Raw genomic sequence first — 20,648 nt, forward strand, 5'->3', positions numbered from 1 at the left:
CAGGGCCGAGATCAGCTCGCGCAGCCGCATGCCGTCGCCGCGGTCCGCGGCGTCGACGACCATCTCGACGTATTCGGAAGTGAGGGCGTAGTCCTCACCCAGCGCCAGGTCTTCCAGCAGCTGGGCGGCTTCGGTTTCGGACAGGCGGGCGACGTCGCTGCTCACAGGCTCGCCCTCCTCTTCAACTACAGCCCTATGGCTTTGACCCTTTCAGATCGATGCGTCCTGCGAAGCCCTTCAGGGCGAAGCAGGATGGTGCGGTCGAGAAGACTCGAACTTCCACTCCGGTTAGGGAACAGCGACCTCAACGCTGCGCGTCTACCAATTCCGCCACGACCGCTCGCATCGGAGCGCGGGGGAATAGCGGAGGCTGAACCGAAAGGGAAGAGGCGCGAGCGAGCTTCTACGCCGCCCCGGCCATGAAGTCGTAGACGTCCGCCGGGCGCGTCACGACGATGGAGATGCGGTCGTCGGAGATGGCGATCTCGCCGCGCGCGACCGGGTGATTGTTGGCGAGGATCCAGACCTCGTCGGCCTCGCCCGCGTCGAGCGGGATCACGGCGCCGCGGCCCATGCGCAGCAGCTGCTGCATGGGCAGGCTGGAGCGGCCAAGCACGACCGAGATCTCCACCTTCACTGCTGCGACCTGATCGCTCACGCCCGACACTTTCCCCGCAACGCCCCAGACCGACACTCGAACTCCATACGCACGGCGACAGGAGGCGACCTTGCGGGCCTTATGCTTGACGCGCCGTTAAGCCCGCTTGCCGAAAGCGGCTTTCGCGGCCATCTGGCGCGCATGGACCTCGAAATCCTCAAGCGCGCCGACGGTCGGTCGGCCGGCTGGGCGGTGTCGCCCGGGCGGATCGCCTACCCCGACGCGGTCGCGGCCATGGAAGCCCGGGCGGCCGCCATCGCCGAGGGTTCGGCGGGCGAACTGATCTGGCTGCTCGAGCATCCGCCACTCTACACGGCGGGCGTTTCGTCGAAGGCCGAGGACCTGCTGGCGCCGGGCGATATCCCGGTCTTCGAGACCGGGCGCGGCGGCCAGTTCACCTACCATGGGCCTGGGCAGCGGGTGGCCTATGTGATGCTGGACCTGCGCGAACGCGGCCGGGACGTGCGCCGCTTCGTGCGCGGGCTCGAGGCCTGGGTCATCGGGGCCCTGGCCGACTTCAACGTCGAGGCCGGGGCGCGCGACGGCCGCGTCGGCGTCTGGGTGGAACGGCGAGAGGCCGGCCAGGTCCGCGAGGACAAGATCGCCGCCATCGGGGTGAAGATCCGGCGCTGGGTCAGCTTCCACGGGATCAGCCTGAACGTCGAGCCGGACCTGTCCCACTTCGGCGGCATCGTCCCGTGTGGCATTCGCGAGCACGGCGTGACCAGCCTCGTCGACCTCGGCCTCCCGGTGACCATGGACGAGGCGGACGCGGCTCTCCAAGCTTCCTTCCGGTCGGTCTTCGGCCCTGTCGAAGCGGCGGCCCCGCCGGCCGGGTGAATTATCCGTAGGGATTCCGCCCTGTTGGCGCCACGGTCACGCTTCATCGGGCCGTGAACCGCAAACCAGGATGCGATCGTGTTCAAGCGACTTCTCGCCGCCCTCGCCCTCATCAGCGCCGCCTTCGCGGCCCACGCCCAGGACACGGGCGCCGTGCGCGTCGACATCGCGGCCAACGGACGCGAGGCCTGGACCGTGACCTACCGGCTCGCCGCTCCGGCGACACGGCTGGCCTTCGCCCGCTCGCCGGATGATAGCCGGACGCGCGACTGGACGCCCGGCGAGGGTTTCGAGATCGTGGCCACCGACGAAGGCGAGGTCCTGCGCCGCCGCGACGGCGCCGCCTTCTTGCAGGCCGAGGTGACGCTCCTGCCCCGCTATCGCGAGCTGCCGATGGACTATGCGCCCTTCTCGCCGTTCGGCGACGGCGGGATGCTGGCCTACACCGGCCGCTTCTTCGCCTGCCCTCAGGTCTGTGGCGGCGACGAGCGCTGGGCCGTCACCCTCGCGGCTGACCCGTCGCTGAACGTGCTGGTCAACGGCGAGATCACCCGAGGGTCCGCGGCCTGGATCGACGCGGGTCAGGGGACCAACATCTATGTCGGTCCGGCCCGGCCGGTGGCCTCCGAGGCGGTGGTCGCCGTGATCGACGAAGCGCTGCCGCCGGTGATCCGTGACCAGCTGATGGCCGAGCTGCCGCGCTTCATGGACCAGTTCGCCGCACGTCTGGGCGTGCTGGACGCCCCGCCGATGCTGTTCGCCTCCTGGGACACCTCGGTCGTGGACGGCAGCTACGGCCGTCAGGGCGGGACCCTGCCGGGACAGGTTTTCATCCACTTCTACGGGTCGTTCTGGAACGAGGAGATGGCCCGCGGCGGATTCGCCGACGGCCTGTCATGGCACTTCGCCCACGAGGCGGCCCACCTCTACCAGCGCCAGACCTACACCACCGCCCGCGACGGCTACTGGATCCATGAAGGCGGCGCCGAAGCCTTAGCCGCCCTCGCCCTTATGGAAGGCCGGCCCGATCAGGCCGCTGGAGTCGAGGCCGTGATCGCCAATGCGCGCGCCGAGTGCGCCGAAAAGCTCGCCGGCCGCTCGATCCGGCGAGCGATCTCGGAGGGCGACACCGAGGTCCCCTATTCCTGCGGGATGGTCGTCAACCTGGCCCTGCACCAGGCGCTGCTGCGCGAGGCGCCCGACAGCGACGGCCTCTACGCCGTCTGGCGGGACTATGTGCGGCGGACCCAGGGCGTCGAGACGGTCACCGCGACGCACTTCATCGAGTCGGTGTCAGCCATCGGCGGCGAGCAGCTGGCGACCGACCTGGCCGTCGCCGTGGCCGACGCGCGCTTCGATCCGGCGACGGCGGCCTTCTAGATCAGAGCCCGCATAGGGTTGGGCCCGTAGCGGTTGGAACCCTGCTCGGACGGCATCAGCGCCAGCTCGACGATGGCCCAGATCATCACCAGGACGCCCAGCATGTCGAGCACGCCCTCCGGGTGCGGCCAGACCATGATGAAGGCGAACAGGATCACCGCCGTCCACCAGCCGCTGCGGCCCCGGTCGTGCAGCCGCTTGGACAGCACGCAGGCGCCCGAGAAGAACAGGATCGGATAGGCGAACACGCCGGTGAACACGTTGTCCCCCAGCGCCGACTGATACAGCGCCAGCAGCACGATCAGCAGCACGGCCGCCAGCAGGAAGGGCAGCCGCCCGACCCGGCCGGACGATGAGAAGAACAGTTCGGGCCAGTCGATGCGCTGGTTCATGGCGTCATTATCCGACGATCACGCGAACTCGACCAGCACCTCGTCGGCGGCGACGCTGTCGCCGGCCTTGGGGCCCGTCGCCTTGACCACGCCGTCGCGCTCGGCCCGGATAATGTTCTGCATCTTCATGGCCTCGATCACGGCCACCGTCTGGCCCGCCTTGACCTCGTCGCCCGCCTGGACCTCCAGAGACACGACCAGCCCGGGCATGGGCGAGACGATCAGCTTGGCGGTGTCGGCGCCCTGTTTCTCGGGCAGGCGGCTGTGAAGCTCGGCGATGTCCGGGGTGAAGACGCGCACCCGCTGGCGGGCGGCCCGGTGCCGAATCTCGAAGCCGTCGGCCTTGCGCTTCACCTCGGCGGTAAAGGGCGTCCCGTCCAGCACGCCTTTGAATTGCGGATCGCCCGGCCGCCAGTGCGCGTCCGTGAGGCGCAGCACCCGCCCGTCGTCCAGGGTCACGGTCAGGCCCTCGCCGCCCAGGTCGAGGCTGACGTGCCGCGTCTGGCCGGCGACCAGCACCGTCCAGTCGAGCCGCGCCGCGCGCGGAGACCGGGCGCGTTCGAAGGCGTGCATCATCACGCCGGCGGCCGTCATCAGGTCGATCTGGAACGGCGTCGGCTCGGTCCCCTGGAAGCCGTCGGGGAACTCGTCCTTGATGTAGCTGGTCGACAGCGCGCCCGAACGAAACCGCTCCTGATCCATCACCGCCGCCAGGAAAGGCAGGTTGTGACCAAGCCCCTCCAGGTGGGTCGCCTCCAGCGCGCGGCTCATGCCGTCCACAGCGGCCTCTCGGGTCGGGCCCCAGACGCACAGCTTGGCGATCATGGGGTCGTAGAACATCGAGATCTCGTCGCCCTCGCGGACACCGGAATCGTTGCGCACGATGGTCCCGTCATCCTGCCGGCCCGGCTCCGGCTGGCGATAGCGAACCATCCGACCGATCGAGGGCAGGAAACCGCGATACGGGTCTTCGGCGTAGAGGCGGCTCTCGATGGCCCAGCCATCGATCTTCAGGTCTTCCTGCCGGAAGGCCAGCGCCTGCCCGGCCGCCGAGCGGATCATCTGCTCGATCAGATCCACCCCGGTGATCAGCTCCGTGACCGGATGCTCGACCTGGATGCGGGTGTTCATCTCCAGGAAGTAGAAGGACTTGTCCTGGCCGGCCACGAACTCGACCGTGCCGGCGGAATCGTAGCCCACGGCACGCGCCAGGGCGACCGCCTGGGCCCCCATGGCCGCGCGCGCCTCCTCGTCCAGCAGGGGAGACGGCGCCTCCTCGATGACTTTCTGGTTGCGGCGCTGGATCGAGCACTCGCGCTCGAACAGGTGGACGATGTTGCCGTGCTTGTCGCCCAGCACCTGGATCTCGACGTGGCGCGGGTCGACGATGAACTTCTCGAGGAAGACCCGGTCGTCGCCGAAGGCGTTCAGCGCCTCGGCCGTCACCGCGGAGAATCCTTCCGCCATGTCGTCGTCGCCGTGAGCGACGCGGATGCCCTTGCCCCCGCCCCCGGCCGAAGCCTTGATCATCACAGGATAGCCGATCGCGCGCGCGATCCGGACGGCCTCCTCCGGCGTCTCGATGAGGCCCATGTGGCCGGGCACCGTCGAGACGCCCGCCTCGGCGGCGAACTTCTTGGAGGTGATCTTGTCGCCCATGGCCTCAATGGCCTCTGGGTTAGGGCCGATGAAGGCGATGCCCTCGTCGCGCAGTCGCCTGGCGAAGGCCGCGTTTTCGCTGAGGAAGCCAAAGCCCGGATGGATCGCTTCCGCGCCCGTCTGGCGGGCCGCCGCTATGATCTTGTCGGCGACCAGATAGGATTCCGACGCTGGCGCCGGTCCGATCAGCACGGCCTCGTCGGCCATCTCCACGGCCAGGGAGTCCGCATCGGCCTCCGAATAGACCTGGACCGTGGCGATCCCCATGCGCCGGCAGGTGCGGATGATCCTGACCGCGATTTCGCCGCGATTAGCGATCAGTATCTTCGTGAACATGCCCATCCTTCGCTCATCTGGCGAAGGGCGTTGCCTAGCCCGGCTGTCCGGGGTTGGCAAACGGGCGGTGCATCGGCTTTAACCTCCGCCACCCTCCCTGTGACGTTCGTCCCGAAAGGACCCACGCCCATGAAGACCCTCGCTCTCGCCGGCCTGAGCCTGGCCCTGATGTCCGGAACGGCGATCGCCCAGACCGTCGACTGGCAGGCGGCCGCCCGCCAGGACCTGCAGGCCATCCAGACCGAACTGCGCGAAAACCACCCCGCCCTGGTGGTCGGCGGCCAGGAAGGCGCCTTCAACGCCCAGCTCCAGACCGGCCTGACCGAAGCGCAAGGCCGCATCGGCGATGTCCGCGACGCCCTGGACTATTCCTACCTGATGCGCGGCTACGCCCGCAGCCTCGGCGACACGAACATCTGGTTCGAGCCCAACTGGCAGCGCGCCCCGCTGTGGGACGGCGTGGCCTGGACCAACTTCACGGTCGGCTGGCGCAATGGCGGCTACGAGGTGACCTGGGTGAAGCCCGGCGTTCGTGACCTGCCGCCGATCGGCGCCCGGCTGGTGTCGTGCGATGGCGTCGCCGCCGAGCAGTTCGCGCGCCGCCGGCTGGACGGCTGGGAAGGTGAACTTGATCTCGAGGCCGACCGCGTCATGACGGCGCCCTACCTGTTCTGGGACCGCGGCAACCCCTTCATCGGCGGCCTGCCCGGCGAGTGCGAGTTCACTGTCGGTCGGCGCAACCGCGATTTCCGCATCACTTCGGGCTTCGCCACCGAAGCCGAGCGTCGCACGGCCTGGGCGGCCACCGTCTATACCCCCCAGACCCCGCTGGCGCTCGAGAGCTTCCCGGGCGGCCACTGGATCCACGTCCATGACCTGACCCAGGCCGGTTCCGAGGGCTTCCTGGCCCAGATCGACGCCCAGCTGGATGCGATCCGAGGCGGCAACGTCGTGATCGACCTGCGCGGCGCCATGGATGGCTCCCCGGCGCTGGGCTACAGCCTGGCCAACCGCCTGTGGGGCGTTGACTACCGCGTCGCCCAGCAGAACATCTCGGGCGAGATCGTCTACCGCGTGTCCCAGGATAACCGCGACTTCTACGCGGACGTTCTGGGCCGGATGCAGGGCGACGCCGCCTTCGCCTACAACTACCCGGGCTCGGTGCGCGCCATGCAGGAGCTGGTCACCCGCTTCGACGAGGCCCTGGCCGCGGGTCAGCGGACCTTCACCCAGCCGATCGTTCCGCCGATCCCGGCCGTCGAGGCCGCCTCGGTTGAGGGCACGACCGCCGAGGGCGAGGAAACCGCCACCGGCGAAGCGCCGCCTCCGGTCGCGCCGGCTGCGCCGACGAACCCGATGCGCGGCAATGTGGTCGTCCTGGTCGACGCCGGATGCCGTAACGCCTGTCTCGACGTCGTCGACATGCTGGTGACCCTGCCGAACGTGCGCGTCGCCGGCACGCCGACCGGCGCGGACTCGATCCACTTCGAGATCGACCGCCAGCCGCTGCCGTCGGGCCAGGGCTTCCTGAACTACGGCATCAAGACCTGGCTGGGCCGCGCCCGTCCGTCGAACACGCCCCACACCCCGGTCCAGGGCTTGGCCTATGCGGGCAATCCGGTTGACGACGCCGCGGTTCGGACCTGGGTACAGAGCCTGTTCGGCGGCTGATTGAAACGGGACGGGGCGCTCGCCATCTTTCAGGGATGAGCGCCCCTTCCCCCTTCGACCTGACCCCACCTTCGAACGAGGCCCGTCTCCGGCTGGAGGCGGGCCTCGATTCCGAGGAGCGCCGGGTCCTGCTGAACCACGGCACCGAGGCCCCCTTCTGCGGCGGCCTGCTGAGCGAGAAACGTCCCGGGCTCTACGCCTGCCGACTGTGTGGCCTGCCCCTGTTCCGCGCCCAGACCAAGTTCGAGAGCGGCACCGGCTGGCCCAGCTTCAACGCTCCGATTCACCCCGACCACGTCCGGGGCGTGCGCGACACCTCCTACGGCATGGTCCGCATTGAGACCCGCTGCGCGCGCTGCGACAGCCACCAGGGTCACGTCTTCCCCGACGGCCCGCCGCCCACGGGCGAGCGCTACTGCATCAACTCGGTGTCGCTGGCGTTCGTCGCGGACGATGAGCCGCTGTCCGACCCGCTTTCCAGGGGCGACGAGGAGGCCCGCGCGGAGCTCAGCTGAGCATAGGCCGAGGCCCAGGGCGCCTGCCACAGCAGGTTGAGGAAGGCCTGGATCAGGCAAATGACTAGCAGGGCGATCAGACCCGGTACCAGCAGCGGCCGCAGCGCCTCCGGGTCAAAGGTCTGCGGATCAATCTCTTCGAACGGAATGCGGATCCCGGCCAGGTATCCAGCCCAGACGATCACCGCCAGCAGCGCGAAGACCGCGATCTCGACCACGAGAATGACTACGACGGAGAGGACGCCCGTCATCAGCAAAGCGCCGGTCTGTCCTTGCGACAGCCGCCACCCCTCGGCGAACGCCAGTCGGCGCGTCGCCACGCTCGCCGGGCCGACCAGCGACAACCTCAGGCCCAGCCAGAGCAGCAGGGCCACAACCGCCCCACCGGCTAGCGTCCCGGCGACGAGGCCAATCATGGGCTCCGCCTGCCACAGGGCGACGCCGAGCAGGACCGCCAGGATCCCGAGCGGAATGGCGATCACGCACAGGCCGATCGCCACCACGAGCTGAATCACGATCAGCAGGAACTCCTGAACCCAGAAGCTCACCCAGGCGAAGCCGCGCCGACCTGCCAGGACGGCGCGAATGATCGCGGCGCCGACGATCCCCTCGACGAGAAGGCCAAGCCCGTTCAACGGAGACATCAGCATCTGCATGCGCAGTTGCCATTCGAGGTTGTCGAAAACCCCGAGATCCTCCGGGGTCTCAGGCAGATTCTCGAGCATCCCGGACAGGCCGTAGGCCATCACGGCCAGCATGCCGCCGACCATAAGCGCATAGACCACGGCCCAGGCCACGACCGCGCCCGAATGCCTCCGCAGGACGGACCAGCCCGAGCCGACAGCTTCGGTGACGGAGAATGTCGCGCGCATGAGCCCCCTCCCGCGTTCGCGGTGAGAGCTTAGCCTAATCCGGGGCTGCGGTCAGCGGCGACGGCTCAGGCCGCGCCGTCGGCCGTCTTCTTCTTGGATTCCGAGTAGATCAGCAGGGGCTGGGCCCGGCCTTCGATGACCTCGGCGTTGACCACGACTTCCTCGACGCCCTCGAAGGTCGGCAGCTCGAACATGGTCTCGAGCAGGATGCCTTCCAGGATCGAGCGCAGGCCGCGCGCGCCGGTCTTGCGGGTGATGGCCTTCTTGGCGACGGCCGAGAGCGCGTCGTCGGTGAAGGTCAGGGCCACGTTCTCCATCTCGAAGAGACGGGCGTACTGCTTGACCAGGGCGTTCTTCGGCTCGGTCAGGATGGTGACCAGGGCCGCCTCGTCGAGGTCCTCGAGGGTGGCCAGCACCGGCAGGCGGCCGATGAACTCGGGAATCAGGCCGAAGCGCATCAGGTCGTCGGGCTCGACGCCGCGCAGGATCTCGCCCGTGCGGCGCTCGTCGATCTCCTTGACGGTCGCGCCGAAGCCGATCGAGGCGCCGGCGCCGCGCGCCGAGATCACCTTCTCCAGGCCGGCGAAGGCGCCACCGACGATGAAGAGGATGTTGGTCGTGTCGACCTGCAGGAACTCCTGTTGCGGATGCTTGCGGCCGCCTTGCGGAGGCACCGAGGCGACGGTGCCTTCCATGATCTTGAGCAAGGCCTGCTGCACGCCCTCGCCCGACACGTCGCGGGTGATGGAGGGGTTGTCGGACTTGCGCGAAATCTTGTCGATCTCGTCGATGTAGACGATGCCGCGCTGGGCCCGCTCGACGTTGTAATCGGCCGCCTGCAGCAGCTTGAGGACGATGTTCTCGACATCCTCGCCCACATAACCGGCTTCGGTCAGCGTCGTGGCGTCGGCCATGGTGAAGGGCACGTCGATGATGCGCGCCAGCGTCTGGGCCAGCAGCGTCTTGCCCGAGCCGGTCGGCCCGATGAGCATGATGTTCGACTTGGCCAGCTCGACGTCGTTGTTCTTCGTCGCGTGGTTCAGGCGCTTGTAGTGGTTGTGGACGGCGACCGAGAGGACCTTCTTGGCGTGGTCCTGGCCGATGACGTAGTCGTCCAGCACCTTGCGGATTTCGCGCGGCGTGGGGACCCCGTCCTTGGTCTTCACGAAGCCGATCTTGTGCTCTTCACGGATGATATCCATGCAGAGTTCGACGCATTCATCGCAGATGAACACGGTCGGACCCGCGATGAGCTTGCGGACCTCATGCTGGCTCTTTCCGCAGAAGGAGCAGTAGAGGGTGCTCTTGGATTCGCCGCCGGCGGCCTTGGTCATCAGATCGTCCTACACACGCGAGGTCACCCGGAACGGGACTTGCCTCGCCTCCCCGACCGTCCCACTGCAGGATACGGGCCGAGAGGTTTTGAAAGAATGACAACGCCCGAACGAAACGTCCACCCCAAGCGTTCGGGGCAAACGTCGCACTACGGCGATTGTCAGGAAGCTGTCTAAATGGAGGCTGAACGCCCTTCGCGCCAGCCCGGGACCATCGTGGCCTTCGATTTCGACGGCACGATGACGGTCAGGGACAGCTACACCGCCTTTCTGCGCTGGCGCGTCGGCCAGGCGGCCTATGCGGCGGGAATCGCGGCCATGACGCCCGCGCTGGTCGCCTACCTTGGCCACCGTGACCGGGGGCGGCTCAAGGCCGCCGCCACGCGTCAGTTCCTGCTCGGCAGGCCGCTGGCCCTGTTGGAGCGGGAAGCCGAGGACTTCTGCGCCGTGCATTGGGCGCGGATGATGCGGCCGGACGCGCTGGAGTGCTGGAACGGCTGGGGTGAGAAGGGCGCGCACCGCGTGATCGTGACCGCCTCGCCCGCCGTCACCGTCGCGCCCTTCGCCCAGCGCCTCGGCGCCGAGGCCCTGATCGGCACGCGCCTGGCGGTCGACGCGCAAGGCCGGATCACCGGCGCCTTCGCAAGTCCGAACTGCCGGGGCCAGGAGAAGGTCGACCGGCTGCGCGCCGTCTACGGCGAGGACGTTCGTCTGGCCGCCGCCTATGGCGACACCTCGGGCGACCACGAGATGCTGGCCATCGCCGACCACAAGGGCTGGCGGGGGTTCAAGCGGCGGCCCTGAAGCCACCGCGTCCGCTCAGGGGCGCGACAGCGCCTCGCCGAAGAAGCTGACCGCCTCCTCGATCACGCGCCGGTGGGTCTCCTCCCGCGGCACGGCTCCGCCGCACAGCGGCGCGTAACGCACGCGCGCGGCCATGCCGCACAGGCCGAGGAAGGCCGTGTGCTCGACCCCCTCCAGAATGACCAGACGATCGTTGGGCAGGGCCTCGGAGAAGGCCCGGGCGTTCTCCGCCGCGGGCGTGGTGGTGTCCCGGTCCCCCTGCAGGATCAGGATCGGCGCGGACACCTGGGCCAGGTCCGCGCGCGACAGCACAGGGCCGAGCGCAGGCGCGATAAGCAGGGCGGCGTCGAGCCGGTCGTCACGCCGGGCGTCGAACTCCGTCGCGACTGAGGCGCGGATGGCCTCCGAGGCGTTCAGCACCTCGGTCCGGTTCGCCGTGCCGAAGTCCCCGTCGGAGACGGTGGGCGCGCACAGGGCAGCGTCCGGCGCTCGCCGACAGTGGGCCGCGAACGCCGCCCGGTCCGGCCGGACGCCCAGCTGAATCAGCACGCTGGCCCAACCCATCGAATAGCCGACGGCGCCGGTGCGCTCGGGATCGATGCGCGGCCCCCACTCCGGATCGGCCAGCACGGCGTCGATGGCGTGGCGGAGGTCGTCGGACCGCTCCCAGTAGAGCAGCGCGCCCTCGGGCGTGCGGTCGTCGAAGCCGTTGTTGCCGGGATGGTCGACCGCGACCACGACATAGCCTTCGCGCGCCAGGGCGGTTCCCAGCCAGGCCAGCTGCCGCGCAGAGCCGCCGAAGCCGTGGGATACGACGATCAGGGGCAGCCGCTTCGCTCCTTGCGCGAATGGCGCGTCATCCGCGGCCTCGCCAGAAATGAAGAAGGGCGTCGGCTCCGAGCCGATCAGCCGTGGCGTCGCCTCAACCCCTTGCGCCGCCGGGTACCAGATCGTGACGCGCTGGCTGTCGCGTCCCTCGGCGTCGCGAAGGGATGCGCCCGGGCGCGAATAGGTTGCGATCACCTCCCCAGCCGTCGCGTAGCGCGCCTGGGGTACGGGGTCGGCGGCGCGGGGCGCGCATGCGGTGAGGAAGAAGGCGGCGAGCCCGAGCAGCGCCGCCCTCATCGCATCAGGCCTTCTTGTCGTCCTGGGCCGGGGTGATCGGCGCCGGGTTCTCCTCGCGGCGTTCGTAGACGTGGTCGATCAGGCCGAAGGCCTTGGCCTCCTCGGCGCTCATGAAATAGTCGCGGTCCAGGGTGCGCTCGATGACCTCGATCGGCTGGCCGGTGTGCTTGGAATAGAGCTCGTTCAGCTGCCGCTTGGTCTTGATGATGTCCTCGGCGTGGCGCTCGATGTCGGAGGCCTGGCCGCGGAAGCCGCCGGACGGCTGGTGCACCATGATGCGCGCGTTCGGCAGCGCGATGCGCTGGCCCTTCTCGCCGGCGGTCAGCAGGAACGAGCCCATCGAGGCCGCCATGCCCATGCACACGGTCGAGACCGGGCATTTGATGTACTGCATGGTGTCGTAGATCGAGAAGCCCGAGGTCACCACGCCGCCGGGCGAGTTGATGTACATGGCGATCTCCTTCTTGGGGTTCTCGGACTCCAGGAAGAGAAGCTGGGCGCAGATCAGCGAGGCCATGCCGTCCTCGACCGGACCGGTCAGGAAGATGATCCGCTCCTTCAGCATCCGCGAGAAGATGTCGTAGGCGCGCTCGCCCCGGCTGGTCTGCTCGACCACCATCGGCACGAGGTTCATGGTCAGGTGTTCGACGGGGTCGCGCATAGGCTTCGGCTTTCTCGATCAGCTCGCGGGGCGAATCACCGCCGCCCCGCCGTTAAAGCGGATATCGCCTTGCCGAAGTGTTGTTTCAAGGCGGGGCGGGCCCGTCACTCGGCCGGGGCGGCTTCCTCGGCGTCGCGCGCGGCGGCGGCCTCCAGCTCCCGGCGCAGGGCGAAGGCGATCTCCCGCTGCTGCCGATCCGGGCTCGCCGCGTCGCCGCGCATCGCATAGAGCGCGCGCAGATAGGCCAGGTCCCAGTCGGTCATGCGCTGGGTGCGCGAGCCGTTCTCGGCGAACAGGTTGAACACGGAATCATAGGCCCGCGCGTCGATCTGGGCGTCGACCTGGGCGAGCGCGATCATCGAGACGTAGTCCGCCAGCGAGGCGAACGAGACCGAGCCGATGCGGCTGGTGTCCAGGATGATGATGACGTGGCCCATGGCCTCTTCGTGGCTGTCGCGAATGCGCGACGCCGTGACGCCGAACTGGGACGTGCGGGTGTAGGTGACCTGCCACCACCGCACAGGCGCCCCCGACGTCCGGAAGCGCTCGAGCGCCGCCTGGCCGAGGTTGGTGTTGCCGATGTCGGGGCGGAAGACCTGCGGGTCCTGGTCGACCAGCGCCTGCGCCAAGGCGTCACCGTTCGAATCCGCCAGGATCAGCACGTTGGGCCGGCATCCCGGATCGCCGGGATTGAGGCCGACGGCCATGGCCACGGCCGAAACCTGGTCGACCAGGGCCTGGGCGAAGCGCGGCGCCATGTTCACCACGCCGATGCACACGCGGCGGTCCCAACGGGCGAGGTTCTGGTCGCGCTGGGCGACCCCGACCTCCTCAACGAAGTCGGTGATGACCTCACGAAGGACGTTGCCCTCGATGGTCACGCCCTCGACCTCGGTCGTGCCGGGCTGCGAGGGCGGCTGAGTCTGGGCCTGGGCGGCGCCCGCGACGAGCAGGCCGGCGACGGCGAGCGGAAGATGCGTTCTCAGCAAGTGTCTCACCCTCGGGCCCGGACGCGCAGACGGGCCGACGCTAGCGCCGGCCCGTGCGCACGCAAGTTACAAGGCGGCAATCAGACCGCGTCGTCGTCCTTGTAGAGTTCCTCGCGGTCGACGGAGGTCTCGGTGACGGTGGCCTGGTCGAAGATCCAGTCGCAGACCTTTTCTTCGTAGATCGGGGCGCGCAGCTGGGCGGCGGCGTTCGGGTTCTGGCGGTAGAAGTCCAGCACCTGGCGTTCCTGCCCCGGATAGTTGCGCGCCTCGTTCATGATGGCGTTGGACAGCTCCTGGTCCGACACGGTGACGTTGGCGCCGCGGCCTAGCTCGGCCAGCACCAGGCCCAGGCGCACGCGGCGCTCGGCGATCTTGCGGTACTCGGCCTTGAGATCGTCCTCGGACTTGCCCTCGTCCTCGGGCGCGCCGCGGCCGGCGTTCTTGTCGGCCTCGACCTGGCGCCAGATGCCTTCGAACTCGGCGTCGACCATGCGCGGCGGCAGCGGGAAGTCATGGCCGGTGTCCAGCGCGTCCAGCAGGGCGCGCTTCAGCTTGAAGCGCGACTGGCGCTGGTGCTGCTGCTCCAGGTTCTGGCGGACCAGCTCCTTCAGCTTGTCCAGGCTCTCCAGGCCGATGGCCTTGGCGAAGTCCTCGTCCGCCTTGGACGCCTTGGGGGCCTTCACGGACTTGACGGTCACATCGAAGGTCGCGGCCTTGCCGGCGAGGTGGGCCGCGCCGTAGTCCTCGGGGAAGGTGACTTCGACCTTCTTCTCGTCGCCGACCTTGGCGCCCTTGAGTTGATCCTCGAAGCCGGGGATGAACTGGCCCGAGCCGATCACCAGCGGCGCGTCCGTGGCCGAGCCACCTTCGAAGGCCTCGCCGTCGATCTTGCCGACGAAGTCGATGATCACCTGGTCGCCCTCGGCGGCCTTGGGCGCCTTGCCGCCCTTGTCCTCGAAGGACTTGTTCTGGCTGGCCAGTTCGTTGACGGCCTCGTCCACCTCGGCCTCGGTCGGGGCGTAGGTCGGGCGGGTCAGCTTCAGCGTCTTGGGATCGACCGGGGTGAAGTCCGGCATGACCTCGAGGCTCATCTCGTAGGACAGGTCGGCCTTGCCGGCGACGACTTCGTCCATGTCCGAGGTCGGCTTGATCTCGGCCGGGGCGGCCGGGCGGACCTTGGCCTCGTCCAGCGCCTTCTGGCTGGATTCATTGACCTGATCGTTGATGATCTCGCCCATCAGCTCGCGGCCGAACATCTTGCGGACGTGCGAGGCGGGCACCTTGCCGGGACGGAAGCCCTTCAGCTTCATCTGCGGCTGGATCTCGGCGATCTTGGCGTCCAGCCGGGCGTTCAGGTCGTCCTGCGGGATGGTGACGGCGATGACCCGCGACAGGCCTTCGGCCGATTTTTCGACGACTTGGATGGACATGGCGGAACGGTCTTCGCGAAAGCTGCGGCGCCCTGGATCAAGGCTCGGCGCCGGCATGGGTTGAAACGGAAAACGCCGCCCGTCTGGGCGGCCGTTTTCAAGACCCGCCCTTATGTCGATTAGGGCCCGTCAGGTCAACGGTAGGCCGCGCTTGCCGCGCGCGGCCGCCTCGGCGATAAGCCGCGCGGACCTGCGGATGTGGCGGAACTGGTAGACGCACTGGATTTAGGTTCCAGCGCCGCGAGGCGTGGAGGTTCGAGTCCTCTCATCCGCACCAGCCACGCCCCTCACGAACGCGTGAACCGAATGGCGTCGGCTGCGTTTGGCCCATTGTCGCACGTGCGACTTAGGGAGTTCCGACACATGATCCTTCGCACCACCCTCGCGGCCCTGGCCGCGCTGTCCCTGGCCGCCTGCGAAAGCGCTCAGGACGAAGCCGCTGAAGAACGCGCGGACGTCATCGAGGACACCACCGAAGCCCAGGCCGACGCCCTGGAAGAACAGGCCGGTGAGACCGACAACGAAGCCGCCGAGACCGCTCTGAACGAGCAGGCCGACGCGGTCGAGCAGCAAGGCGACGCCGCGGCCGATCAGGTCGAGCAGGAAGCCGGCGAAACCGACTAAGACGCTGGGCGTCAGCCCCGCTCTTTCCACAGACGTGCGAGGACCTGCGGGACGAGCTCCGGCAGGTCCTCTGCAATTAGGCCGGGGCCGAACAGGCCGGCGGCCTCGGCGTGGATCCAGACGCCGGCGCACGCCGCGTCGAAGCTGTCCATGCCCTGGGCCATTAGCCCACCGATCAGGCCGGCTAGCACGTCGCCCGATCCGGCGGTGGCGAGCCACGGCGTCCCGTTCGGATTGCGCGCCAGCCGCCCGTCCGGGGCCCCGATCAGCGTCTCCTGCCCTTTCAGGACCACCACCGTGCCGGAGGTCCGCGCCGCCTCGCGGCACGCCGCCTCGCGCCCTTTGCCTTCCAGCAGTCCAGGCCAGAGACGCTCGAACTCGCCCTCGTGGGGCGTCAGGACATCGCCCTGCCGCAGCAGTACGAACAGGTCTTCAGACCGCTCCCTGAACAGGGTCAGGGCGTCAGCGTCGATAACCAGCCGGGCCTCGGTCTCGGCGACCGCGCGCAGCCAGGCCTCTGTCTCCGGGCGCAGGCCCGCGGCCGGTCCGATGACCAATGCCGCCATCACCTCCGCCAGCGACTTGAGCTCGCCTGCGTCCCGGAAGCTCTGGATCATCACCGCCTCGACGCCCGGCGCATGCAGCGGCAAGGCCTCGGGCGGACAGAACAGCCGGCAGGTCCCCGCCCCGATCCTCAGACCGCCCCGGCAGGCCAGCCGCGCCGCCCCGCTCGACGGCTGGGGGCCGCTGACGACCCCGAGCCGCCCGCGCGCGTGCTTGTGCGTGTCCGCCGCCGGCCATGGATAGCGGTCCAGCCACAACGAAGGGCCGTTGACGCCCAGGCCGCTCACGGCGCGACCCCGCTGCAACGCTGACCGCCCTGCACGCCCTCTGCGCCGACCCCGGACGATTTGCCCCTTGCGTTATGCTGCAATGCAATGTCCCTTCTGAGCCCGGGCCCGCCGCCCGGAATCGCCATGAAAAAGATCGAAGCCGTCATAAAGCCCTTCAAGCTCGATGAGGTGAAGGAGGCCCTTCAGGACATCGGTGTCCAGGGCATGACCGTGATCGAGGCCAAGGGATATGGCCGTCAGAAAGGCCATTCCGAACTGTATCGCGGGGCCGAGTACGTCATCGACTTCCTGCCCAAGCTGAAGATCGAGGTCGTGGTTCCGGACGACATGGTCAGCGCCGTCACCGAGGCGATCGTCTCGGCCGCCCGAACGGGCAAGATCGGCGACGGCAAGATCTTCGTTTCCGACATCCTCGACGTCATTCGCATCCGTACCGGCGAAACCGGCCCTCAGGCCGTCTAGCCTCCCCGCCCGGGCCGCCAAAAGCGGCCCGTTTTTCTTATCCTCCCCAGCCAGACGGACTAATCAAATGAGCGCATCGGACATCCTGAAAAGGATCAAGGACGAGGAGATCCGCTACGTCGATCTCCGCTTCACCGACCCCAAAGGCAAGCTCCAGCACGTCACCTTTGACATCGGCATGGTCGACGAGGACTTCCTTGAGGAAGGCACCATGTTCGACGGCTCCTCGATCGCCGGCTGGAAGGCGATCAACGAGAGCGACATGCTGCTCAAGCCGGATCTGACGACGGCCTACGTCGATCCCTTCTATCAGCAGGCGACGCTCTTCCTGTTCTGCGACGTCCTGAACCCGGACACCGGAGAGCCCTACAACCGCGACCCGCGCTCCATGGCCCGCAAGGCGCTGGCCTACGTCCAGTCGCTGGGCATCGGCGACACCGTCTATTTCGGCCCCGAGGCCGAGTTCTTCGTCTTCGACGACGTGCGCTGGAGCACCGCGGCCCACGACACCGGCTACAGCTTCGACTCCATCGAGCTGCCGGCGAACACCGGCAAGACCTATCCGGAAGGCAACCTCGGCCACCGGCCGGGGCCCAAGGGCGGCTACTTCCCGGTCAATCCGGTCGACAGCGGCCAGGACCTGCGCGGCGAGATGCTGGCGGTCATGGGCGAGCTGGGCCTTGAGCCCGAGAAGCATCACCACGAGGTGGCGCCCGCCCAGCACGAACTCGGCCTGAAGTTCAGCGACCTGCTGACCATGGCCGACCGGATGCAGCTCTATAAGTACGTCATCCACAACGTGGCCGCCGCCTACGGCAAGTCCGCGACCTTCATGGCCAAGCCCATGTTCGGCGACAACGGCTCAGGCATGCACGTGCACCAGTCGATCTGGAAGGGCGGCAAGCCGCTCTTCGCGGGCGACAAGTACGCGGGCCTGTCGGACCTGTGCCTCTGGTACATCGGCGGCATCATCAAGCACGCCAAGGCGATCAACGCCTTCGCCAACTCGACCACCAACTCCTACAAGCGCCTGGTCCCCGGTTACGAGGCGCCGGTGAAGCTGGCCTACTCCAGCCGCAATCGCTCGGCTTCGATCCGGATTCCGTGGGTCGGCTCGCCCAAGGCCAAGCGCATCGAGACCCGCTTCCCGGACCCGATGGGCAACCCCTACCTGACCTTCGTGGCCCTGCTCATGGCCGGCCTGGACGGCATCGAGAATCGCATCGATCCCGGCCAGCCGATGGACAAGAACCTCTACGACCTGCCCCCGCAGGAGCGGAAGGACGTGCCGGAGGTCTGCGGCTCCCTGCGCGAGGCGCTCGACAGCCTCGACAAGGACCGGGCCTTCCTCAAGAAGGGCGGCGTCATGGATGACGACTTCATCGACGCCTACATCGAACTCAAGGAGATCGAGGTGGCCCGCCTCCAGCTCCACCCCCACCCGGTCGAGTTCGACATGTACTACAGCTGCTGAGGTCGTCCGACCTCTGCAGGAAACGCCCGGAGCCCCGCTCCGGGCGTTTTCGTTTGAGCGCCTCGCCTCTTCGCGCGTTGCACCTTCACCGTTAAGGAGACGCCATGGCCAAGACGCCCCGCCGCACGCCCGGTCTGCCGGACAAGGAGACCCTGGTCCGCTTCCTGAGGGAGGCCGGGGAGGCCGAGAAGGCCGACATCGCCCGCGCCTTCGGTCTCAAGGGCGCCGAGCGACGCGCGTTGCGTGAGATGCTGCGGGAGCTTGAGGCCGAGGGCAAACTCGGCAAGCGCGGCCGCAGGGGCTTCTCCGAGGCAGGCGCCCTGCCCCCGGTCGGCGTGGCCGATGTCGTCGAGCGCGACGCCGACGGCGACCTCTTCGTTCGGCTGGTCAAGGCGGGCCCCGACGCGCCGCTGGCCCGGCTGGCCCCCGATCCCGGCGAACGCGTCGCCGGGGCTCCCGGCCTGGGCGACCGGGTGCTGGTCCGCTTCGAGCGCGTCGGCGAGGCCGTCGAAGCCAAGCTGATCAAGAAGCTCGGCCAGAGCGCCCACCGCGTGCTGGGCGTCATCCGCAAGGGCCGCCGCGAGATCCGCGTCGAGCCGGTCGACCGCAAGTCGAAGGACAGCTTCGTCCTGTCGGAGAGCGAGGGCCGCGACTTCAAGGACGGCGACCTCGTCCTGGTCGAGCCGCGCGGCGGCGAGCGCCGCTACGGCCCGCGCCAGGCCAAGGTGCTGGAAAACGTCGGCCACGAGGACCAGCCCCGCGCCGCCTCGCTCATCGCGGTCCACACCCACGGCCTGCCGATCGGCTCCTCGGTCGCCGCCGAAGACGAGGCCGAGGCCGCCCAGCCGCCGACGCTGAAGGGCCGCGAGGACCTGCGCCGGGTGCCCCTGATCACCATCGACCCGGCTGACGCGCGTGACCACGACGACGCCGTCTACGCCGAGCCGGACGAGGATCCGAAGAACAAGGGCGGCTGGGTGGTCTGGGTCGCCATCGCCGACGTCGCCGCCTACGTCCGGCTGGGCTCGGCGCTGGACCGCGAGGCGCGCGACAAGGGCAACTCGACCTACTTCCCGGATCGGGTCGAGCCGATGCTGCCGCACGCCCTGTCGTCTAACCTGTGCAGTCTGCGCATGGGCGAGGAGCGCGCCTGCCTGGCGGTGCGCATGGTCTTCGACAAGGACGGCGCCAAGAAATCCCACACCTTCGTGCGCGGCCTGATGCGCTCGGCGGCCAAGCTCTCCTACGAGCAGGCGCAGGAGGCCATCGACGGCCGGCCCGACGACATCTCCGGCCCAATCCTCGAGCCCATCCTCAAGCCTCTGTGGGCCGCCTACCACACCATGCTGAAGGGCCGGCTCAAGCGCGGCCCGCTGGCCATCGAGACCCTGGAGCGCAAGATCAAGCTCGATGAGGACGGCGAGGTCGTCTCCATCACCCCGCGCACTTCGCTGGAGGCCCACCGGCTCATTGAGGAGATGATGATCCAGGCCAATGTCGCGGCCGCCGAGACGCTGGAGCAGAAGCGCACGCCCCTGATCTACCGGGTCCACGACGCGCCGAGCCAGGAGAAGATCTTCAACCTGGCCGACTTCCTCTCCACGCTCGGCATGCCCTGGAGCAAGGGCGAGCCGCCCAAGACTCACCGCTTCAACGATCTGCTCGAACAGACCCGCGACGGGCCCCACGGGGATATCGTCAACGAGGTCGTGCTGCGCACCCAGATGCAGGCCATCTATTCGCCTGAGAACGTCGGCCACTTCGGCCTGAACCTGCAGCGCTACGCCCACTTCACCTCGCCGATCCGGCGCTACGCCGACCTGATCGTGCACCGCGGCCTGATCCGGGCGCTGGGCCTTGGAAACGACGGTCTGTCGGACAAGGAGGTCAGCCAGCTCGAAGGCATCGCTGAGCACATCACCATGACCGAGCGCCGCTCCATGGCCGCGGAGCGCGACGCCAACGACCGCTATGTCGCCGCCTTCCTGTCGGACCGCGTCGGCGCGGAGTTCGCCGGCCGGGTCACCGGCGTGACGCGCTTCGGCCTGTTTATCCGCCTGGAGGAGACCGGCGCCGACGGTCTCGTGCCGGTCAGCCAGCTGGGCGACGAATACTTCACCCACGACGACCGCGCCCACGCCCTGGTCGGCCAGCGCTCCGGCAAACGCTGGAACCTCGGCCGCCAGGTGCAGGTCCGCCTCGTCGAGGCCACGCCGCTCACCGGCGGCCTGTTGTTCGAAATGCTCAGCGAGCCCGACGCGGCGGACCCCAATGCCCCCGCCCCCCGCTATGGAATGCGCGACCGCGGCGGTCCACGCGGCGCCCCTCGCGGCAAGGGCCGTCCGGGCGGACCGAAACCGGGCTCGGGACCGAAGGGGCGGCGCCGATGAGTCCTTCTCCCGAGGGGAGAAGGGGGAACCCGCATGCCGGAGCCCGCAGGGCGCAGGCCCATGCGGGGGATGAGGGCGTCAGGCCTCTCCGGAAACGACGCAGCCCCTCACCCTCCACGCAACCGGCCGCTTCGCTTGCCGGGCGCGGAGCCGGGGCGCGGCCCCAGGGGGGGGGGGG

The 20,648-nt window shown here is 68.6% G+C and carries 19 protein-coding genes, 2 tRNA genes and 1 pseudogene; 10 read left to right on the forward strand and 12 right to left on the reverse strand.

Features of this window, described 5'->3' with window-relative positions; all coding sequences use genetic code 11:
• The 3 genes and pseudogenes from Q0M60_RS04460 to Q0M60_RS04470 form a co-directional block, all read right to left on the reverse strand.
• Nucleotides 1-165: pseudogene (locus tag Q0M60_RS04460) on the reverse strand (magnesium transporter); the annotation flags it as partial.
• A gap of 88 nt (nt 166-253) precedes the next feature.
• A tRNA-Leu gene (locus tag Q0M60_RS04465) sits at nt 254-340 on the reverse strand.
• Nucleotides 341-403: 63 nt separating this feature from the next.
• Nucleotides 404-694, reverse strand: a complete 291-nt coding sequence (locus Q0M60_RS04470; RefSeq protein ID WP_296816462.1) for a FliM/FliN family flagellar motor switch protein — start codon at nt 692-694, stop codon at nt 404-406.
• Nucleotides 695-799: 105 nt separating this feature from the next.
• On the opposite strand from Q0M60_RS04470, the gene lipB reads away from it, so the two are divergent.
• Both lipB and Q0M60_RS04480 read left to right on the forward strand, forming a co-directional pair.
• Nucleotides 800-1,498: a lipoyl(octanoyl) transferase LipB gene (gene lipB, locus Q0M60_RS04475; RefSeq protein WP_296816465.1), complete on the forward strand. Its 699-nt coding sequence runs from the start codon at nt 800-802 to the stop codon at nt 1,496-1,498.
• A 78-nt stretch (nt 1,499-1,576) separates the two neighbouring features.
• Entirely contained in the window at nt 1,577-2,878 is a 1,302-nt protein-coding gene (locus tag Q0M60_RS04480; protein ID WP_296816468.1) for a hypothetical protein, read from the forward strand.
• Here Q0M60_RS04480 and Q0M60_RS04485 read toward each other — a convergent pair.
• Nucleotides 2,875-3,270, reverse strand: coding sequence for a DUF805 domain-containing protein (locus Q0M60_RS04485; protein WP_296816470.1), 396 nt, complete (start codon nt 3,268-3,270; stop codon nt 2,875-2,877). The two genes, Q0M60_RS04480 and Q0M60_RS04485, sit on opposite strands and share 4 nt — an antisense overlap.
• 18 nt (nt 3,271-3,288) lie before the next feature.
• The gene (locus Q0M60_RS04490; RefSeq protein ID WP_296816473.1) at nt 3,289-5,265 is read right to left on the reverse strand and encodes an acetyl/propionyl/methylcrotonyl-CoA carboxylase subunit alpha; all 1,977 of its coding nucleotides are present in this window, start codon (nt 5,263-5,265) and stop codon (nt 3,289-3,291) included.
• 129 nt (nt 5,266-5,394) lie between these two features.
• On the opposite strand from Q0M60_RS04490, the gene Q0M60_RS04495 reads away from it, so the two are divergent.
• A complete protein-coding gene (locus Q0M60_RS04495; protein WP_296816476.1) occupies nt 5,395-6,936 on the forward strand; it encodes a hypothetical protein in 1,542 nt (513 codons plus the stop codon).
• Nucleotides 6,937-6,971: 35 nt separating this feature from the next.
• Nucleotides 6,972-7,451, forward strand: a complete 480-nt coding sequence (gene msrB, locus Q0M60_RS04500) for a peptide-methionine (R)-S-oxide reductase MsrB (protein ID WP_296816478.1) — start codon at nt 6,972-6,974, stop codon at nt 7,449-7,451.
• Here msrB and Q0M60_RS04505 read toward each other — a convergent pair.
• Nucleotides 7,349-8,323, reverse strand: a complete 975-nt coding sequence (locus Q0M60_RS04505) for a hypothetical protein (protein WP_296816481.1) — start codon at nt 8,321-8,323, stop codon at nt 7,349-7,351. The genes msrB and Q0M60_RS04505 overlap by 103 nt on opposite strands.
• A gap of 65 nt (nt 8,324-8,388) precedes the next feature.
• Nucleotides 8,389-9,657: an ATP-dependent Clp protease ATP-binding subunit ClpX gene (gene clpX, locus Q0M60_RS04510; protein WP_296816484.1), complete on the reverse strand. Its 1,269-nt coding sequence runs from the start codon at nt 9,655-9,657 to the stop codon at nt 8,389-8,391.
• Nucleotides 9,658-9,834: 177 nt separating this feature from the next.
• Between clpX and Q0M60_RS04515 the strand changes: the two genes are divergently transcribed.
• Nucleotides 9,835-10,461 carry an HAD-IB family hydrolase gene (locus tag Q0M60_RS04515; protein WP_296816487.1) on the forward strand — a complete coding sequence of 209 codons (627 nt, stop codon included), beginning with the start codon at nt 9,835-9,837 and terminating at the stop codon, nt 10,459-10,461.
• 15 nt (nt 10,462-10,476) lie between these two features.
• On the opposite strand, the gene Q0M60_RS04520 is transcribed toward Q0M60_RS04515, so the two are convergent.
• The 4 genes from Q0M60_RS04520 to tig all read right to left on the reverse strand — a co-directional run bounded on the left by Q0M60_RS04520 (nt 10,477) and on the right by tig (nt 14,660).
• Nucleotides 10,477-11,586: a hypothetical protein gene (locus tag Q0M60_RS04520; protein WP_296816489.1), complete on the reverse strand. Its 1,110-nt coding sequence runs from the start codon at nt 11,584-11,586 to the stop codon at nt 10,477-10,479.
• A gap of 4 nt (nt 11,587-11,590) precedes the next feature.
• The gene (locus Q0M60_RS04525; RefSeq protein WP_296816492.1) at nt 11,591-12,247 is read right to left on the reverse strand and encodes an ATP-dependent Clp protease proteolytic subunit; all 657 of its coding nucleotides are present in this window, start codon (nt 12,245-12,247) and stop codon (nt 11,591-11,593) included.
• A gap of 104 nt (nt 12,248-12,351) precedes the next feature.
• Nucleotides 12,352-13,236 (reverse strand): hypothetical protein, encoded by an 885-nt coding sequence (locus Q0M60_RS04530; protein ID WP_296816494.1) that lies wholly within the window; start codon nt 13,234-13,236, stop codon nt 12,352-12,354.
• 80 nt (nt 13,237-13,316) lie between these two features.
• Nucleotides 13,317-14,660 (reverse strand): trigger factor, encoded by a 1,344-nt coding sequence (gene tig / locus Q0M60_RS04535; RefSeq protein ID WP_296816512.1) that lies wholly within the window; start codon nt 14,658-14,660, stop codon nt 13,317-13,319.
• A 198-nt stretch (nt 14,661-14,858) separates the two neighbouring features.
• Here tig and Q0M60_RS04540 point away from each other — a divergent pair.
• Both Q0M60_RS04540 and Q0M60_RS04545 read left to right on the forward strand, forming a co-directional pair.
• Nucleotides 14,859-14,943: transfer RNA gene (locus tag Q0M60_RS04540), tRNA-Leu, on the forward strand.
• 86 nt (nt 14,944-15,029) lie between these two features.
• Nucleotides 15,030-15,290, forward strand: coding sequence for a hypothetical protein (locus Q0M60_RS04545; protein WP_296816497.1), 261 nt, complete (start codon nt 15,030-15,032; stop codon nt 15,288-15,290).
• An 11-nt stretch (nt 15,291-15,301) separates the two neighbouring features.
• On the opposite strand, the gene Q0M60_RS04550 is transcribed toward Q0M60_RS04545, so the two are convergent.
• Nucleotides 15,302-16,141 (reverse strand): NAD(P)H-hydrate dehydratase, encoded by an 840-nt coding sequence (locus Q0M60_RS04550; protein ID WP_296816500.1) that lies wholly within the window; start codon nt 16,139-16,141, stop codon nt 15,302-15,304.
• A gap of 126 nt (nt 16,142-16,267) precedes the next feature.
• On the opposite strand from Q0M60_RS04550, the gene Q0M60_RS04555 reads away from it, so the two are divergent.
• From Q0M60_RS04555 to rnr, 3 genes are all read left to right on the forward strand, one after another.
• Nucleotides 16,268-16,606 carry a P-II family nitrogen regulator gene (locus Q0M60_RS04555; RefSeq protein WP_296816503.1) on the forward strand — a complete coding sequence of 113 codons (339 nt, stop codon included), beginning with the start codon at nt 16,268-16,270 and terminating at the stop codon, nt 16,604-16,606.
• 67 nt (nt 16,607-16,673) lie between these two features.
• Nucleotides 16,674-18,080 carry a type I glutamate--ammonia ligase gene (glnA, locus tag Q0M60_RS04560; protein ID WP_296816506.1) on the forward strand — a complete coding sequence of 469 codons (1,407 nt, stop codon included), beginning with the start codon at nt 16,674-16,676 and terminating at the stop codon, nt 18,078-18,080.
• Nucleotides 18,081-18,184: 104 nt separating this feature from the next.
• Nucleotides 18,185-20,470, forward strand: a complete 2,286-nt coding sequence (gene rnr / locus Q0M60_RS04565; protein WP_296816509.1) for a ribonuclease R — start codon at nt 18,185-18,187, stop codon at nt 20,468-20,470.
• The last annotated feature ends 178 nt before the right edge of the window (nt 20,471-20,648 follow it).

The organism is Brevundimonas sp. (genome assembly GCF_024711105.1).
In the GTDB taxonomy this organism is placed as follows: Bacteria; Pseudomonadota; Alphaproteobacteria; order Caulobacterales; family Caulobacteraceae; genus Brevundimonas.